Here is a 19,672-nt window from a genome sequence, read left to right on the forward strand (position 1 = left end):
CTAAAAGTTTATGGAACCGAGTACCAAAAAAGAGCAACTATCATTATCCAAACAGATGTTTTTAGCTTTAAAACAAGCAGAAACTAAGTTGGAAATGATGGAGCGCTCCAGGAGTGAAGCGATCGCCATTATTGGCATAGGGTGTCGATTTCCTGGAAATGCCAACACACCAGAAAGTTTCTGGGAATTGTTATCTAATGGTAAAGACTCTGTTAGAGAGATTCCACTAGAACGTTGGGATATAGATTCTTACTACGACCCAAACCCTGATACTCCAGGGAAAATGTATATCCGTCACGCAGCATTAGTAGAGCAGGTAGATCGGTTCGATCCGCAATTTTTTGGTATCTCCGGCAAAGAAGCACATAGCCTTGACCCACAGCAACGTTTTATTTTAGAAGTAACTTGGGAAGCTTTAGAAAGATCTGGTATTGATCCCCAGCAATTAGAAAACACTCAGACAGGAGTATTTCTAGGTATCGGTCAAAATGATTATGCTAATTTGGGTTTCAGTCAAGTTGAAAATATTAGCCCTTATGATGCTACAGGAAATGGGTTTTGTTTTGCAGCAGGTAGGTTATCTTACTTTTTAGGACTGCAAGGTCCATCAATAGCAATAGATACAGCTTGTTCATCATCTTTAGTAGCTATACATGAAGCTTGTCAGAGTCTACGTCAGGGTGAGTCCAATTTGGCTTTAGCAGGAGGAGTCCAACTAATTCTCTCTCCTCAAGTAACAACTGCACTATCAAAATTAAAGGCTTTATCACCCGATGGCAAATGTAAAACTTTTGATGCGGCTGCAGATGGTTATGGTAGGGGAGAAGGATGTGGCATTGTCGTACTTAAGCGTTTGTCGGATGCAGTCAAAGATGGGGACAATATCCAGGCAGTAATTCGTGGTTCAGCAGTTAACCATGATGGACCGAGTAGCGGACTGACAGTACCGAATAAACTAGCTCAGGAAAAACTAATTCAACAAGCTCTCAAAGCAGCAAAAGTAGAACCAGGTCAAGTGAGTTATGTGGAAGCTCATGGTACTGGAACTTCCCTCGGAGATCCGATGGAAGTGAGAGCTTTAGCTAGCGTATTTGAGCAAGGACGGGATGGGGAAAATCCATTGCACATCGCTTCAGTTAAAACTAATATTGGTCATTTAGAAGCAGCAGCAGGAATTGCAGGTGTTATTAAGGTGGTTTTGCAACTGCAAAATCAAAAAATTGCTCCTCATTTACATTTTGTGAATCCTAGTCCATATATTGATTGGGAAAATACACCTGTCAAAGTACCTACTGAACTTACACCCTGGCAATCGTCGGGAGATAAAAGAATTGCCGGAGTCAGCTCTTTTGCTATTAGTGGTACTAATGCTCATATTGTCTTAGAAGAAGCACCAAGAGAAGGCAACAGGCAACAGGCAACAGGCAACAGTGAAGATTACTTAGAACGTTCAGTTCATCTATTGACTCTCTCAGCTAAAACAGAAAAATCTCTAGAAGATTTAGTAAGTAGTTATCAAAATTATTTAGAATATTATCCTGATTTGGCAATAGCAGATGTATGTTATACAGCTAATACAGGCAGAGCGCATTTTAATTATCGAATAGCAATTATTACCTCTGAGCAAAAGGAATTAATAGAAAAACTGGTTGACTGGAAAGCTAAGAAAGAAGTAGTAGGACTATATTCTGGACAAGTAGAGGGGGGTAGCCAAAGTCCGAAAATAGCTTTCCTATTCACAGGCCAAGGTTCCCAGTATATTAATATGGGAAGGCAACTATATGAAACGCAGCCAACTTTCCGTCAAGCTTTAGACCTATGCGACCAAATTCTAAAAGAATATCTAGAAGTACCTTTATTAGAAGTTATTTATTCTAAAGATGCACAAAAGTCAAGTGTATTAGACCAAACAGCTTATACCCAACCAGCTTTATTTTCAATAGAATACGCCCTAGCTAAGTTATGGGAATCTTGGGGGATTAAACCTAATGTGGCGCTAGGCCACAGTGTGGGAGAATATGTAGCCGCAACAGTAGCAGGAGTATTCAGTTTAGAAGATGGTCTGAAATTAATCGCCATGCGGGGCAAGTTGATGCAGCAGTTACCCTCCGGTGGTGAAATGGTATCTTTGTTAGCATCAGAATCTCAAGTAATAGAAGCTATAGGCGAGTATAGTTCTAAGGTGGCAATAGCAGCAGTTAATGGACCAGAAAGTATCGTAATTTCTGGTGAAAGTGAAGCTCTAGCAAATATTTGCAGTAAATTAGAATCCCAGGGAGTTAAAACTAAAAAATTACAGGTATCCCATGCTTTTCATTCCCCATTAATGGAGCCAATGTTGGCCGAGTTTGCCACAGTAGCTCAGGAAGTAACCTACAGTAAACCTCAGATACCACTAATATCTAATGTAACGGGAGAAAAAGTAGGTGCAGAAATAGCAACTGCTGAATATTGGGTGCGTCATATCCGGCAACCAGTAAGATTCTTTCAGAGTATGAAAAGTCTAAATGAGCAAGGATATCAATTATTCCTGGAAATAGGGCCGAAGCCAATATTACTGGGAATGGGAAGTCGATGTGTACCAGAAGAGAGTAGTGGTATGTGGTTACCATCCCTACGTCCCGGGGGAAATGATTGGCAACAGATACTCTCAAGTTTAGGACAGTTATATCTACAGGGTGTTAAAGTAGATTGGTCAGGTTTTGACCGAGATTATGTTCGTCAAAAAGTAATCTTGCCAACTTATCCATTTCAGCGGGAAAAATATTGGGTTGAAACTGCCAACTCTCAAACCAGCTCTGCAACTAAACTTCATCCTCTGATTAATAGAAAGTTTCAATCTCCATTATCAAAAGATATCTTTTTTGAATCAGAATTTAGCACCAACGCTCTACCATTTTTAGCCGATCACCGAATCTATGAAAAAGTAGTAGTTCCTGGAGCTAGTCACCTTTCTCTGTTATTAGCAAGCGCTTCTCTCACATTTTCTGCCACTGGATGTCAACTGGAGGATATCCTATTTCCCCAAGCTCTAGCAATTCCCGAACAAGGAATGCGTAATGTTCAGGTGGCTCTCAGTCCACAGGATAGCTTATATTCATTTCAAGTAATTAGTTTTGACAGCTCTGATAGTCATTCTTGGGCAGTCCATGCTACAGGAAAGATTTCTCCTACTAATGCTTCGCAAACCCATTCTCTAGAAACCATTGAAGGAATTCAATCCCGTTGTAGTCAAAAAATTGAAAGCACAGAAATTTACCAAAGTCTATGGGATAGACAAGTTCAATTACGGCAGAGTTTTAGATGGATACACCAGGTATGGTTAGGAGAGGGAGAAATTCTCTGTCAAATGAAAGTACCTGAGACAATCTTAGACGCTCTTAAGTACCAAATACATCCAGCCTTAATTGACTCATGTTTCCAGTCAGTAGCTGCACTGAACCTCAGTATTTCTGGAGACCAAAGTGAAACTTTTGTCCCCTTCAGTATTGAGAAGTTTACTTTTTATCAGCGCCCTGAGAATGATTTGCTTTGGTGCTATACCCGTGGATTGAAAGAAGGGACATCAGATGAAAAACTGCTGAAAGCTGAAATACAATTATTTGACCAAACTGGAAAATTAGTAGCTGAAGCAAATGGTTTTGAGGGCAGGAAAGCGAATCCCAAAGCATTACTAATGACTCTAGATGCAGATTTAAGTGATTGGTATTATGAAATTAACTGGGAACCACAACCTTTAACAGAAACTGCAAAATCTAGTGAAAATTCTGGTAAATGGTTAATATTTGCTATTACTGATGAATTGGTAGAGTCTGTCGGGCAGGATTTACAAAAAAGAGGACAAGATTATATTTGGGTATCCCCAGGTACGGAGTATCAACAATTGGATGCTCAACATTATCAAATTAATCCTATTGTTGCCGAACAATTTTCTCAACTGCTCAAAGATGAATCAGATATTCAGGGGATTTTGCACTTATGGAGTCTAAATGAAACTGACGATTTACAAACATCTCAAGAACTTGGTTGTGCCACAACGTTACATTTACTGCAAGCTTTAGTTCAAGCTGGATTAAGTAGTAGAATACCGATGTGGTTAGTGACTCAAGGGACTCAGAATGTATTCGATGTAGCAGAAGTGGTGGAACCCCTACAAGGAAGTTTATGGGGATTAGGCCGTGTTATTAGTCTCGAACATCCAGAATTAAAGTGTGGACGAATAGACTTAGAATCAACATCTAATTTTGCGGAAATGGTTCCAATGTTAGTAGAGGAACTATTTGCTCAAGATAATAATGAAGACCAAATAGCGATTCGTCAGGGAGTTCGTTATGTAGCGAGATTAGTACGGCAACAAAAGCAGAAAATTAGTTTAGAGGAAGAATTAGGATTAGAAAATCAACCAGTAGAATTGAAGTTGTCTGAATATGGACTGATAGACAAGCTCAACTGGCGGGTAATGGAGCGTCGTCTTCCCCAAGAGAATGAGGTGGAAATTGAAGTTAAAGCAGCGGGTTTAAATTTCCGAGATGTACTAAATTCCTTGGGATTATTGAAAGAATATTATGCTGAGGTTTTAGGTATTACTGATGTATCTCAACTCAATTTTGGGTTGGAATGTGTCGGCGTCATTGCATCTGTGGGAGAAAATGTTTCTCAGTGGCAGGTAGGAGATGAAGTTATGGCTATAGTTCATAATGGATTTAGTAGTTTTGTTACTACTCGTGCCGATCTAATTATGGCTAAACCGAAAAATCTGAGTTTTACGGAAGCAGCAACTTTACCATTGACTTTTGCTACAGCTTACTATGGATTACAAAATTTAGCGAAAATTCAGCCAGGAGATAAGGTATTAATTCATGCTGCTGCTGGTGGTGTCGGGCAAGCAGCAGTTCAAATTGCACTGGGGGTAGGAGCAGAAGTATTCGCGACTGCTAGTCCTCCAAAGTGGGAGTTTCTCAAATCTATGGGAATAAAACACATCATGAATTCCCGTACTTTAGATTTTGCGGATGAAATTATGACTATTACTCAGGGAGAAGGTGTAGATATAGTTTTAAATAGTCTGAATGGAGATTTCATTGATAAGAGTTTTGCGGTTCTAGGGAAAAAAGGGCGATTTGTAGAAATTGGCAAAATCGGAATTTGGGATAAACAAAAGGTGATGGAGAAACGCCCAGATGCTGAATACTTGCCTTTTGATATTGGACTGATGATTCAACAACAATCAGGTTTAATGGCAGAATTTTCAGAGGAATTAAATCAGCAGTGTCAGTCAGGAAAACTCAAAGCATTATCTCATAAAGTATACCCGAATACAGAAGTAAAAGCTGCTTTCCGATATATGCAGCAAGGTAAGCATATAGGAAAAGTGGTAGTTTCTCTGCCAGAAACAGGAGATAAGCAAAAATCTATAAAATCTGAAGCAAGTTATTTGATTACAGGAGGTTTGGGAGCTTTAGGCTTAGAAGTAGCCCAATGGATGGCGAAAGAAGGAGCTAAAAATATAGTATTAACTGGGCGTCGGGATCCGAATGAAAGGGCACAAAAAGTTATAGAAGAATTAGAAGCAGAGGGAGCATCAATCAGTGTTTTGTTAGGGGATATTTCCACTCAAGAATCTGTGAGGAAAATCTTAGAAGAAATATCTACTTCCTTACCACCACTCAAAGGAATAATTCATGCTGCCGGGGTGTTGGATGACGGGGTATTGCAAAAAATGACCTGGGAGAAATTTACAAAAGTAATGGAACCCAAGGTTTCAGGAACCTGGTATTTACATCAACTGACTCAGGATTTACCTTTAGATTTCTTTGTGTGCTTCTCATCCATGGCTTCCATGTTAGGAAATTATGGCCAAGGAAACTATGCTGCGGCTAATGGTTTTATGGATGCGATCGCTCACTATCGTCAAGGCCAAGGATTACCAGGATTAAGCATTAACTGGGGAGCATGGGCAACAGCAGGAATGGCTGCTCGTTTGGCCAAGGAACATCAAAACCGAATGCAGAGTAGTGGAGTAATGGCCATCGAAGCCGAACCAGGAATGCAAGCATTAGGTTCATTGTTATCAGGACCTCAAAGCCAAGTAGGGGTGTTCCCGGTTAATTGGTCTGAATTTTTTAGGCAGATGCCTGGATTGGCAAAACTCCGATATTTAGAAGCTTTTAGCACAAAATCCGTAGAACAAAATCAGAACAATCAGATTTTAGAACAGCTAAATTTAGCTTCAGATGGGGAACAAGAACAGCTATTGACCTCTTATCTCCAAAGCAAAATTGCTCATATTATGGGTATGACAGTTTCTCAAATAGAGTTAGAAAAATCTCTAATTATGATGGGACTTGACTCATTGATGGCTGTGGAATTGCGAAATCAGATTCAAACTGAGCTAGGGGCGGATATTCCAGCTACCAGATTTATGGAAGGAATAACTATTCAGCTTCTAGCAACTGAGGTTAAGGAACAACTGACGATTGATACAGATAAAAATCAAACCCTTGAATCAAACGATCCAGAGCAACTCGATCAAAATCAAGATAATAATTGGATAGAGGTGGAACTATGAACTTAGTGGAGTTTTTACAAGATATCTCTCTCAAAGGGGTAAAGTTATGGTGTGATGGAGAAAAATTGCGTACTGGAGGTTCCCAAGAGGTATTAACTCCCGATGTGATTTCTCAACTGAAGCAATACAAAACTCAAATTGTGCAATTATTGCAGGAACAACCAGATATCTTGCAAGTATACCCTCTATCCTATGGCCAAAGAGGTCTCAGATTTTTATGGGAAGTAGCTCCAGAGAGTTATACTTACAATTTGTCATTTGCCGTTCGGATTTACTCTCAAGTAGAACTGGCTATTTTGCAGCAAACTTTTGAAGTTTTAAAGAATCGCCATCCAATGCTGCGCAGCACTTTTCCAAAATTGGGTCAAGAAATGGTTCGACAAATACATCAAAATCAACCATTGGATTTCTTGGAAATTGATGCTTCGAGTTGGAATGAGGATGAGTTGTACACAAACGTTCTGGAAACTCATCGTCTACCTTTCGCCCTGGAAACAAAACCAGTAATGCGAATCAGATGGTTTAGCCATTCTGAAAAAGACCATATCCTGTTGATGACAATACATCACATCGCTTGGGATGGTTGGTCTATGAGTTCAATTGTCAACGAGCTACCAGAAATTTACCAAGCTCAAAAAGCTGGTGTTGAGGTATCTCTTCCTCAAATAGGTTATTACCAAGATTATGTTAGTTGGCAAAGGAATTTATTAGTAGGAACTGAAGGAGAGCGCCTCTGGAATTATTGGCAACAAAAACTGGCAGGGGATTTGCCAGTCTTGAATTTACTTACAGATAAACCACGCCCACCAATACAAACCTATAACGGTGCTGCTTACGATTTAAAATTACCTCAAGAACTAACTGAGCAACTCAAAGCACTAGCTCAGGAAGCAGGGGCGACTCTTTACATGGTCCTTCTGGCAGCTTTTCAAATACTTCTATCTCGTTACACCAGTCAAGAAGATATCTTAGTCGGTTCTCCTACTTTTGGTAGGTCTAAACCTGAGTTTGTACCCATTGTTGGTTACTTTGTCGATCAAGTTGTGATGAGGGGAAATCTTTCAGGAAATCCCAGTTTCAAAGACTTCCTTTCTCAGGTACGCCAAACTGTTATTGAAGCATTAGCTCATCAAGATTATCCCTTTTCTTTGTTAGTACAGCGATTACAGGTAGAGCAAGATTCCAGTCGCTCCCCTCTATTTCAGGCTTACTTTATCCTACAAAATTTCCAAGGTGCTCAAAATGTACAAAAGCTGTTATCCAGCCGGAAAAAAACTGTAGTAAATTGGGCAGGATGGGAAGTAGAACCTTTTGCATTAGCTCAGTATGAAAGTCTCTTCGATTTGACATTAGAACTGATTGAGGAAGACTCATCTATGCTGGGATTCCTCAAATACAATACAGATATATTTGATGAGCAGACTATTGCCAGGATGGCTAGTCATTACCAGACTTTGTTAACAGGAATTGTGAATAATCCCCAGGAAAATGTGGCTCAACTGCCTTTATTGGGGGATGTAGAACAGCAGCAGTTACTAGGGGAATGGAATAACACTGCTAGGGAATATCCAGAAGATAAATGTATGCATCAATTGTTTGAAGAAAAAGTCAAACAAACTCCTGATGCTGTGGCATTGATTTTTGGCGATCGACGATTGACTTATAAAGAGTTGAACGAACGAGCAAATCAGTTAGCACATTATCTACAAACTTTGGAAGTCAAAGCAGAAGTGCTAGTAGGTTTATGTATAGATCGCTCAATCGAAATGTTAGTGGGGCTTTTGGGGATACTGAAAGCTGGAGGAGCTTACGTCCCCATCGACCCTAGTTATCCCCAACAAAGGTTAGCTTATATGTTAGAAGATTCTGCTGTGCCAGTATTACTAACAACAGAATCATTATTAGAAATAATACCAGAACATCAGGCCAAAACCGTATGTTTGGATAGGGATTGGCAAGCGATCGCTTCACATTCTCCGGAAAATATGGAAAGGGTAATTACTCCAGAGAATCGAGCTTATGTGATTTATACTTCTGGCTCTACAGGTAAACCCAAAGGAGTAGAAATCAACCATTATTCTCTAGTCAATTTCCTAGTATCCATGAATAGTTATCTAGAATTGACTAACTTGGATACTTTTAATGGCATTACTACCATCTCATTCGATATTGCAGCATTAGAACTTTATCTACCACTAATAGTCGGAGCATCAGTAGCATTAGTTCCTCGTGAAATAGCCATAGATGGCAACAGGTTGTTACCCCAGTTATTAGAATCCGGAGCCACAGTTATGCAGGCAACCCCTGCTACTTGGAAAATGTTGTTAACAGCAGGCTTATCAAATCATAAATTAGACGTGAAATTATTGTCTGGAGGTGAAGCTTTACCTGCTGAATTAGCTCATCAACTACTGGAGGTAGGCAAGGAACTATGGAATGTTTATGGCCCGACAGAAGCTACAATTTGGTCAACAATTTACAAAGTAGGCGATCGGCTAAAATCAACAAAAGATAGTCATGTAATTACACCAATTGGTCGTCCCATTGCCAATACCGACATTTATATATTAGACAGCTATTTGCAACCAGTTCCCATTGGGGTACCCGGAGAACTACATATTGGTGGAACTGGTTTAGCTCGTGGGTATCTCAATAGACCAGAATTAACTCAAGAGAGATTTATCCCCAACCCTTTTGGGAATTTACAAACCCAAAGTCAAAAATCAAGAATATATAAAACAGGGGATTTAGCTCGATACTTACCTGACGGCAATATTGAGTATCTGGGTAGAATTGATAACCAAGTCAAGATTCGTGGTTTCCGTATTGAACTGGGAGAAATTGAATCTACATTGAGTAAGCACCCAGAGGTACAAGAAGCAGTAGTTATTACTCATCCCGATCGCTTGATTGACAAGCCACTCATAGCATACATTGTTCCCAACTTCCAAGGTGAAGACCCAAATTCTCGTGAATCTATAAATCAGGCCCAGAGCGAGCGACTATTATTGTGGCAGGAACTCAGAGATAAGATATATGAACAAACTATAGTTGATGGAGGTGCAAATTTTAACCCTCTTATTTGGAGAGATAGCTATACAAGCGAGCCATTTCCTGAAGAAGATATGTCTCAATGGTTAGATTACACAATTGAACGAATTATCAGTGGTAAACCTGAGCGTGTCTTGGAAATTGGTTGTGGTACTGGGATGTTGCTATTCAAGATTGCTCCCCAAACTTCCAAATATTATGGTACAGATATTTCCGACAAAGCTATTTCCTATATTGAGGAACAATTAAAAACACTAGAGGGAGATTGGTCTCATGTACAAGTCTACAATCAACCTGCCCAAGATTTTCAAGCCTTAGAGAAAGAATCTTTCGATGCTGTTATCCTCAACTCAGTTATCCAGTATTTTCCTAGTATTGAATATTTAGTAGGGGTATTGGAAAATGCAATTAAATTAGTGGAACCGGGTGGCACGATATTTATCGGAGATGTGCGGAGTCTACGACTACTAGAAACATTCCATACCGATCTATTATTGAGCCAAGCTACGGACGAGGAAAAAGTAGAAGATTTATGGCAGCGAGTACAAAAAAAATTAAAACAAGAAGAGGAACTGGTAATTGATCCAGAGTTTTTCCAAGCTCTACAGCAGTATTTACCCCAAATTAGTCAAGTAGAGATTCAGCTCAAACGTAGTCGTGCTGATAATGAGATTACCAAGTTCCGGTATGACGTGATTCTTCATATAGAAAAAGAAGTTTTGTCCTCTAATTGCAGCCCGGAATTGCTGAACTGGCAACAGGAGGAACTGACATTATCATCTGTCCAGCAAATTTTGGCACAAAAACAGCCAGAGATGCTCATCATTAAAGATGTTCCCAATGCACGCCTCCAAACCCAAGTAAAACTCAATCAACTCTTGACAAGAAAAAATGAATTTGTTATGGTTGAGGAATTACGCAAAGCTTTACCAGAAAACACCCCAGAAAAAGGGATAGAGCCTGAAGATTTTTGGAATTTGGATGATGAGTTGGCTTATAAAAGCTACATTACTTGGTCAGCTCTCAATTCCGATTGCTACGATGTTGTTTTTTGGCAAAAATCATCTGCACCAACAAATAATGGGTTACCCCCACTACCAAAAGAAAATAGCCAACAAAAACCTTGGACTGTTTACAGCAACAATCCTTTACAGAGTAAATTATCTCAGCAGATAGTTCCTAAACTACGCACTTTTATGGAACAGGTATTACCTCAGTATATGGTTCCATCAACTTTTGTGTTGTTAGACTCCCTACCATTAACACCCAACGGTAAAGTAGACCGGAAAAAGTTGCCCAACCCCGACATTAATCGTTCTCATACTGAATATGTCGTACCTAAATCTGAAACAGAACAACAGATTGCTAAGGTTTGGCAAGAAGTGCTTAAACTAGAAAAAGTAGGCATTCACGATAATTTTTTTGAAGTAGGCGGAAACTCTTTACTCTTGATACAGGTAAGTGGTAAACTTAAAGAAATATTTAAAATAGAGCTGCAAGTAGTAGAACTTTTAAAATATCCAACTATTTATTATTTGAGTCAGCATATAAAAGGTGAAAGTATTAGTAAAACTGATAGCGAGGAAGCACGAAATATTCGTGATACTAACTTAAAAGAAGGTAAAAGCATGATGAAACAAAGACTTGCACGGAGACAAAAACATCGTTCTCGCTATCAATTCAAAGATTAATTATGCTGATTTATTATTTCATTTTATTTAATTAATTCTCGAACAAAATAGCTAGTTAATTAATGTATTAAAAAATATAAAAAAATGAATCCACAAGATGAAGAAAATTTAATAGACGATTTAGGGATAGCAGTTATTGGTATGTCTGGTCGTTTTCCACAATCTGAAGACACCGATAAATTTTGGCAAAATCTTCAGGATGGCGTTGAATGTATCTCTTTTTTTTCAGAGGAAGAATTACTAGAATCTGGTGTAAAAGCAGAATTACTAAATAATCCTAACTATGTAAAAGCCCGTGCTATGATGTCGGACATTGATATGTTCGATGCAAGTTTCTTTAGTTATAGTCGCAAGGAAGCTGAATGTATAGATCCACAACAACGTTTGTTTCTTGAATGTGCTTGGGAAGCTATAGAAAAAGGTGGTTACGATCCAGATACCTATGAAGGTTTAATAGGAGTTTATGCTGGAAGTGGCATGAACCACTACTTATTGAAGAATCTTTATCCAAGTCTTGATTACGATAATCAATTGAACTCTTATCAATTAATGATCAATAGTGATAAAGATTTCTTGGCAACTCGTGTCGCTTACAAGCTAAATTTAAGAGGACCAGCAGTCAACGTTCAAACTGCTTGTTCAACCTCATTGGTTGCTGTCCATACAGCTTGTCAAAGTTTACTCAATGGGGAATGCGATCTAGCTCTGGCAGGTGGAGTCTCTATCCAACTTCCCCAAAAATCTGGGCACTTATATCGAGAAGGGATGATTTTCTCTCCTGATGGCCACTGTCGAACTTTTGATGCTCAAGCCAAGGGGACAATAACAGGTGATGGTGTGGGGGTCGTACTTCTTAAGCGCCTCAATAACGCGCTCGCGGATGGTGATTCAATCCAGGCCATAATCAAGGGTTCGGCAATTAATAATGATGGTTCCTTGAAAGTCGGCTACACTGCACCCAGCATAGAAGGTCAAGCAGCAGTTATTGCCGAAGCTCATGCTGTTGCAGGAATAGATCCAGAGACAATTTCATACATAGAAGCTCATGGTACAGGGACAGAGTTAGGAGACCCGGTGGAAATTGCAGCTCTGACTCAAGCTTTTAAGTATAGCACAGAAAAGAAAGGTTTCTGTGCCATTGGTTCCCTAAAAAGTAATATGGGTCATTTAGATGCAGCGGCAGGAGTAGCAGGACTGATAAAAACTGTTTTAGCTCTCAAACATAAATTAATACCACCAACCCTACATTTTGAAGAACCTAACCCTCAAATAGATTTTGTTAATAGTCCTTTATATGTTAATGCCACTCTTTCCGAATGGAAGACTAATGGAACTCCTCGTAGAGCGGGGGTTAGTTCCTTTGGTATTGGAGGCACAAACGCTCATATAATCTTGGAAGAAGCTCCAGAACAAATTAAACAAGAAAATTCTCCAGAGCGTCCAACTAATCTATTAACTCTCTCAGCAAAAACTTCAGAAGCACTGACACAACTGGTAGCAAATTATCAAAATTATATAGAAACTAATCAGGAATTAGAAATTGCAGACATTTGCTACACTGCCAACACAGGACGTAAACATTTCAAGCATCGTCTAGCTACTATTGTAGAAAATCAGCAACAGCTACTAGAAAAACTCAAATCTTACCAACTACAAGAAGCAGTAACACAACTATATTCTGGAGAGTCGCCAAATAAGATCGTAAAAACAGCATTCCTATTTACAGGTCAAGGTTCCCAGTATGTAGATATGGGAAGGCAACTGTATGAACAAGCACCCACTTTCCGTGAAGCTTTAGACGAATGTGACCAAATTTTACAGCCCTATCTGGAAGTACCTCTATTAGAAATCATATATCCTAAAGATGCACAAAAGTCAACTTCCGATTTATTAGATCAAACAGCTTATACCCAACCTGCCCTATTTGCCCTGGAATATGCTCTATTCAAATTATGGTCTTCATGGGGAGTCAGACCAGATGTAGTGATGGGACACAGTGTAGGAGAATATGTAGCAGCAACAGTAGCAGGAGTATTTAGTTTAGAAGATGGTCTGAAACTAATAGCCATGCGAGGAAAGTTGATGCAAAAGTTACCCTCCGGAGGTGAGATGGTATCAGTAATGGCATCAGAATCTCAAGTAACAGAAGCCATAAAAGAATATAGTTCCCAAGTAACAATAGCAGCAGTTAACGGACCAGAAAGTATAGTAATTTCAGGTGAGAGTGCAGCCATAGCCAAGATTTGTAGTGAATTTGAATCTGTAGGAGTCAAGACCAAAAAACTACAAGTGTCTCATGCTTTCCATTCCCCATTGATGGAACCAATGTTAACAGAATTTGGAGCAGTGGCTAAAGAAATCACCTATACCCGACCCAAAATACAACTAATATCAAACGTTACGGGAGAAGAAGTAGATGATGGTATTGCTTCAGCAGAATATTGGGTAAATCATGTACGTCAACCAGTAAAGTTTGTCCAAGGGATGGAAACTTTGCACAAACAAGGTGCTGAAATCTTCCTAGAAATAGGACCAAAACCGATACTGTTAGGTATGGGTCGTGAGTGTCTCATGGGAGAAAAAAAAGTATGGTTGTCCAGTTTACGTTCGGGGAAACCAGACTGGTTACAAATGCTGCAAAGTTTAGGGGAATTGTATGTCCGGGCAATAAAAATTGATTGGTTAGGATTCGATCAGGATTATTCCCGTAATAAGGTAGAGTTACCTACATATCCTTGGCAACGAAAAAGCTATTGGATAAAAGATATTCGTCAACAGACAACTCAAGACAAAAAGAGCATAACATCTGTAGAAAAAGTAAAACTTGATGGAGCAAATATCCAGTCAAGGGACACAGACCAGATAATATTACAGCAGCCAAAACTAAGGTTATCAGCTCCAGAATCACTAGATATAGAAAATACTGCGCCAGTTATAGAAGCCAACACGAAAATGAAATTGGCTCAGTTGCCAGTTCAAGGACAACCTGCTGCTGGTGTTGAAGAAAATATAACCAAATTGAGTAGCTTTAATATAGATTTGACTCAAATTAAAGAAACCCTCAAAAAAAGTCTAGCAGAGGCATTGTATACAGATATCAGTGAAATAGAAGAAGACAAAAAGTTTGTGGATTTAGGTTTAGATTCTATTGTTGGAGTAGAATGGATAACTGAAATCAATAAAACTTACAACTTAAACATAAAAGCCACTAAACTATACGATTACCCTACCTTATTAGATTTCGCCAAATATATCGCTGACACCCTATCAACTGAAGGTAAAAATCTTGATGGGTCGCGATCGCCATCTGCCCAAACTGGAACAACTATCAGCAACCAATCTCTAAAATTAACTGACTCCCAGAACAATTTCTCACAAGTCAAAGAAACTTTGAAACAACAATTAGCGGAAGCCTTGTATGCGGATATCAGTGAAATAGAAGAAGACAAAAAGTTTGTGGATTTAGGTTTAGATTCTATTGTTGGAGTAGAATGGATAACTGAAATCAATAAAACTTACAACTTAAATATAAAAGCTACTAAACTATACGACTACCCTACCTTATTGGATTTCGCCAAATATATTACCCAGGAAATTTATTCTACAGGAGGAAGTAAATTCCCCACAGAGCATAAAGAATCTATTCAAAAAGATTATTTACCTGGAAATTCACAAGCACAAATCAAAGAAAAATTACGCTCAATATTGAGTAGAGTAGCTAATGGAGAATTAACAGTCCAGGAAGGAAATAAAATGATTCAACAAGTCAAGAATCAACAGGACTTACGCAAAATATGAAAATATACGCCACTTGTAGGGATTTAATGCCGTTAACTCCTACTAGATATGGTGACTATGACTAAGTCCTGATCGAGTAAAAATTATGATTTTTCAGGAGAATGAATATTATGAACAAAGAACAAATATTTAATATAATCAAAAAACATACTTGTGAAATAGCACCAGAATTAGAAAGAGTACCTCTATCACCAACTGATAGTCTAAAAAATTTAGGCATTGATTCAGTAAGTAGGGCAGAAATTATAATGATGGTCATGGAAGACTTATCCTTAAATATTCCACGCATAGAATTAGCAGGAGCCAACAATCTAGGAGAACTGGCCGATATATTGGCCAGCAAATTATAAGCAGTGAATCATGGGAATTAACCAAACCAGAGGGGCTATCAATGAGCAACATAGAGATAACAGGTATGGGCATTGTTACTTCCATTGGTCAAGGAGTTGCTACTTTTAAAGAAGCTCTGTTATCAGGGGAAACTCAATTCGCTTATTTAAAACAGCCTGGACGTGAAAGCGTCAAAGCATTTATTGGCGCCGAAATTCCCGATATTGACACCAGAACCCTATTTCCTGAGTACAGTGGACTTTTGCGCGCTGCTACTAAGAGCGCCCAAGTAGCAACAGTAGCCGTCGCTGAAGCCTGGCAAGATGCTCAACTCACCTCCAGCCAAATTAACCCAGAACGAGTAGGATTAGTTGTAGGTGGTTCAAACTTACAACAACGTTATCAGCAACAAATCTGGGAACGTTATCACTCACGTCAGGAATTTATACGACCAACTTATGGACTGACGTTTTGGGATACAGATATATTGGGTCTGATTTCCCAGTGTTTTCAGATTCAAGGCGAAGGATATAGTGTAGGAGGAGCTTCCGCAAGTGGAGCAGTTGCCATAATTCATGCTGCCCGTCAAATTTTAATGGGGAACAGCGATATTTGCATTGCCCTGGGAACCTTATCCGATTTATCAGGTTATGAATTACAAGCACTGATGAATTTAGGCGCAATGGGAAGCGAACGTTTTGCCGATCGCCCAGACCTTGCTTGTAGGCCATTTGACCAAGACCATGATGGCTTTATTTATGGAGAAGGTTGTGGAGTAGTGATTTTAGAGAGTACTGACCACGCTCGACAACGGGGCGCTCAATCCTATGGCCAACTTAAGGGTTGGGGTTTTGCTTTAGATGGGAACCGTAGTCCTGAACCTTCCCAAAAAGGTGAAGAGCGGGCTATAAATACTGCTTTAGCCATGGCCGACCTTCAGCCAGAGAGTATTGATTATGTGAATACCCACGGTACTGGTTCTCCCCTTGGTGACAAAACAGAAGTGGGAGCTTTAAAATCTGCGGGACTTCAGCATTGCCTACTCAACTCAACAAAATCTTTAACTGGACACTGTCTAACTGCTGCTGGTGTAGTGGAAGCGATCGCCACTATATTACAAATGAAATTTGGTTTTTGTCATCCTACCAAAAATTTAGTCAATCCCATTGATACCAGTTTAAATTGGGTGAAAGAAACTTCTGTTCAAGCTGAGATTAAATATGCGATCAGCAACAGCTTTGGTTTTGGGGGAATTAATACAGCTTTATTAATAGCACAGGAGTAGATTTATGCCAAAAGTTGGAATTGAAGCACTAAATGTATATGGGGGTTCAGCTAAAATAGATGTGCGAATGTTGGGGCAAGCACGTCAGTTAGACATGACTCGCTTCGATAATCTGATGATGAAAGAGAAAGCAGTTGCGATGCCTTTTGAAGACCCAGTTTCTTATGCTATTAATGCAGCCAAACCTATTATTGATGGCCTCAGCAATCTGGAAAAGCAACAAATTAAAATGGTGATAACTTGTACTGAATCTGGCATTGATTTTGGCAAGTCTATCAGCACTTATATTCAGGATTATTTGGGGCTAAGTCGTAACTGCCGAATGTTTGAGATTAAGCAAGCTTGCTACGCAGCTACAGCAGGTTTACAGATGGCATTCAACTTGATTTTGTCACAAACCTGTCCAGGGGCTAAAGTTTTGGTGATAGGAACTGATATATCCCGGTTTATTATAACAGAGGGAGGAGAAGCTATCAACCAAGATTGGTATTTTGCCGAATCAAGTAGTGGTGCTGGAGCAGTGGCTATGTTAGTCAGTGATGTTCCCAAAATTTTCCAAGCTGATGTAGGATGTAATGGTTACTATGGCTATGAAGTCATGGATACTTGTAGACCTAGCCCAGATTCAGAAGCAGGAGATGCAGATTTATCATTACTATCTTACCTAGATTGTTGTGAAAATGCCTATCAGAACTATCAAGAACTGGTAGAAGGAGTAGATTATCAAGAAACTTTTGATTACTTGAGCTTTCATACTCCTTTTGGAGGTATGGTTAAAGGCGCTCACAGAAGTATGATGCGTAAGTTCAAAAGAGCAAAACCTGCCGATATAGAAGAGGACTTTCAGAGACGGGTAATGCCAGGATTAATCTATTGTCAACAAGTAGGTAACATTATGGGAGCGACGGTGTTTTTATCCTTAGCTAGCATGATTGACAATGCAGATTTTAGCGCACCCCGGCGAATAGGTATCTTTTCTTATGGTTCTGGTTGTTGTTCGGAATTTTACAGTGGAGTTGCTTTTCCACAAGGAAAAGAAATTCAAGATCAACAAAATATTGGATCTCACTTAGCCAGTCGCTATTCCTTAAATATGGAAGAATATGAGCAGTTACTGAATTATAGTTCGAGAGTTGCTTTTGGTACTAGAAATGTAACTTTAGATTATGAACTGTTCCCTGGTGTTTGGAAACAAATTGAAGGAAAAGGCCGCTTAGTTCTGAAAAGAATCAAGGAATTTCACCGAGAATATGAATGGATATAGTTTTATTAACCGATAATGAATAATGAATAATGGATAATTACTTCTGGTTAAAACCGCAAAGGAATTGAATATACGGAAATCTTATTTCTTTTTTTCTCCTGACAAGGAGAGGTTTTAAAGCAAATGGATTAATTATCAATATTGGTCAAACTTTGTTAACTCAACAAATCAAAAAACAAGTTAAATTTCAAGACAAAGGAGATAAAACTTATGATACAAGCACAATTAGGACAATTAAAAGAAGAGTATGAACAAAAAGGATATTGTCAAATTCGAGAATTTTTTAATGCTTCCGAAATAAAAGTAATTGAAGAAGCCTTGGAAACTGCCAAAGACAAAAGTGAAATTTCTGAAGAAAAAGTAACACTAAAAATAGGTAAATATGAGGAGATTGATACAAAGGATCATGCTTACGATCTAGTTAAATATGACTTTGTTTCTTCCTTATTAAAAAAGAAGTTGCCTTTTTTGAATGAAATTACAGGCAAAAAAATAATGATTATGCACAATGCCTTCTTTTCTGTTGAACCTAATCAGAAAGGATTAGGATGGCACGTAGGAGTTGGTTCATTTTCATTTACGCAAATGGATGACTTTGGTGCATCAATATGGATTCCTTTAGATGAAATAACTAAAGAATATCGAGGTGGAATGCAATATGTGCCTATAGATGCTTTTCCAGGGAAATTTCTTTATACTATTCACGATTTGCATTTAAAAAATAATATTAAGTGGGATGAGTCAAAGGGGGATTTGAATGAATATGTAGCTGGTGCAAATACTATTATGAATAAGATTACAGAAGATGTCATAGATTATACTATTAAAGATGATTATGCAGAAGACCAGTATAAAGTTGGCGATGTACTTTTCTTCAATAAATATGTTTTACATCGTTCCGTCCCTTTAAAGCCTGGTTTACATAAAATCCGACGTGCTTTTGTGATTCGACTTGTAGATTATGATACTCGGGTAGATGAGGAACGTTTGGGTTTATTTTCAAAATATACTCAATTACATTCTAGATTATATAGAACACTACCTCGTTACAATAAAGATAGTGTTTTGGTTATGGTTTCTCGTGCAATTAAGCAGGGATTAAAATCTCCCTATTTACGAGATATACCTTATGTTCAAAAAACATTATCAGACAGAATTGCCGATGAATATGAAAATATTTTGGAAGGTGAAAATACCTTAAAATCGGATAGCTTTGATGTTAATTTGGCTGAACTTAAAGCAAGTCTAAAAGAAAGTTTGGCAGCAGCTTTGTATGCAGATATTAGTGAAATAGAAGAAGACCAAAAATTTGTTGATTTAGGATTAGATTCTATAGTTGGAGTTGAATGGATAACCAGCATAAATGCAACTTATAATTTGAACATGAAAGCTACCAAATTATATGATTATCCGACTTTATTAGATTTGGTTCAATATATTGGTAGTGAAATAAAAAATTCTCCAAATGGAAGTCAATTTTCTCAGAGCAATCAAATTACTGCCAAAGAATCTCCAAAAAATCAAGATTTATCTACAGATTCACAGGAAGACGTAAGGCAAAAAATACGCTCTATTCTGAGTCAAGTAGCAAGTAAGAAATTAACTACTCAAGAGGCAAATAAAATAATTGCAAAAATTAAACAAGGAAAATAATCTAATCCTTTAGTCCCCAAAAAAATCAAGGA

At 38.5% G+C, this 19,672-nt stretch carries 7 protein-coding genes; all 7 read left to right on the forward strand.

The window, feature by feature from the left end:
- The first annotated feature begins 10 nt into the window (after positions 1 to 10).
- The 7 genes from F6K27_RS12445 to F6K27_RS12475 all read left to right on the forward strand — a co-directional run bounded on the left by F6K27_RS12445 (position 11) and on the right by F6K27_RS12475 (position 19,640).
- Entirely contained in the window at positions 11 to 6,568 is a 6,558-nt protein-coding gene (locus F6K27_RS12445; protein WP_287276159.1) for a type I polyketide synthase, read from the forward strand.
- Complete coding sequence (locus F6K27_RS12450; RefSeq protein WP_287276161.1) at positions 6,565 to 11,310, forward strand: non-ribosomal peptide synthetase; 4,746 nt, start codon at positions 6,565 to 6,567, stop codon at positions 11,308 to 11,310. Before F6K27_RS12445 ends, F6K27_RS12450 begins: the two co-directional genes overlap by 4 nt.
- A gap of 84 nt (positions 11,311 to 11,394) precedes the next feature.
- Entirely contained in the window at positions 11,395 to 15,108 is a 3,714-nt protein-coding gene (locus tag F6K27_RS12455) for a beta-ketoacyl synthase N-terminal-like domain-containing protein (RefSeq protein ID WP_287276163.1), read from the forward strand.
- Positions 15,109 to 15,218: 110 nt separating this feature from the next.
- Positions 15,219 to 15,458, forward strand: coding sequence for an acyl carrier protein (locus F6K27_RS12460; protein WP_287276164.1), 240 nt, complete (start codon positions 15,219 to 15,221; stop codon positions 15,456 to 15,458).
- Between the two features lie 41 nt (positions 15,459 to 15,499).
- Positions 15,500 to 16,723 carry a beta-ketoacyl synthase N-terminal-like domain-containing protein gene (locus F6K27_RS12465; protein WP_287276166.1) on the forward strand — a complete coding sequence of 408 codons (1,224 nt, stop codon included), beginning with the start codon at positions 15,500 to 15,502 and terminating at the stop codon, positions 16,721 to 16,723.
- Positions 16,724 to 16,727: 4 nt separating this feature from the next.
- On the forward strand, positions 16,728 to 17,987 hold the full coding sequence (locus tag F6K27_RS12470; protein WP_287276168.1) for a hydroxymethylglutaryl-CoA synthase family protein: 1,260 nt from the start codon (positions 16,728 to 16,730) through the stop codon (positions 17,985 to 17,987).
- Between the two features lie 210 nt (positions 17,988 to 18,197).
- Positions 18,198 to 19,640 carry a phosphopantetheine-binding protein gene (locus tag F6K27_RS12475; protein WP_287276170.1) on the forward strand — a complete coding sequence of 481 codons (1,443 nt, stop codon included), beginning with the start codon at positions 18,198 to 18,200 and terminating at the stop codon, positions 19,638 to 19,640.
- Positions 19,641 to 19,672 lie beyond the last annotated feature (32 nt).

Source organism: Okeania sp. SIO2F5, assembly GCF_010692685.1.
Classification (GTDB): Bacteria; Cyanobacteriota; Cyanobacteriia; order Cyanobacteriales; family Microcoleaceae; genus Okeania; species Okeania hirsuta.

Excerpts from the sequence above, each read along its gene's own strand:
- F6K27_RS12445 (WP_287276159.1), top strand. The coding sequence starts at position 11 with ATGGAACCGAGTACCAAAAAAGAGCAACTATCATTATCCAAACAGATG.
- F6K27_RS12450 (WP_287276161.1), top strand. The coding sequence starts at position 6,565 with ATGAACTTAGTGGAGTTTTTACAAGATATCTCTCTCAAAGGGGTAAAG.
- F6K27_RS12455 (WP_287276163.1), top strand. The coding sequence starts at position 11,395 with ATGAATCCACAAGATGAAGAAAATTTAATAGACGATTTAGGGATAGCA.
- F6K27_RS12460 (WP_287276164.1), top strand. The coding sequence starts at position 15,219 with ATGAACAAAGAACAAATATTTAATATAATCAAAAAACATACTTGTGAA.
- F6K27_RS12465 (WP_287276166.1), top strand. The coding sequence starts at position 15,500 with ATGAGCAACATAGAGATAACAGGTATGGGCATTGTTACTTCCATTGGT.
- F6K27_RS12470 (WP_287276168.1), top strand. The coding sequence starts at position 16,728 with ATGCCAAAAGTTGGAATTGAAGCACTAAATGTATATGGGGGTTCAGCT.
- F6K27_RS12475 (WP_287276170.1), top strand. The coding sequence starts at position 18,198 with ATGATACAAGCACAATTAGGACAATTAAAAGAAGAGTATGAACAAAAA.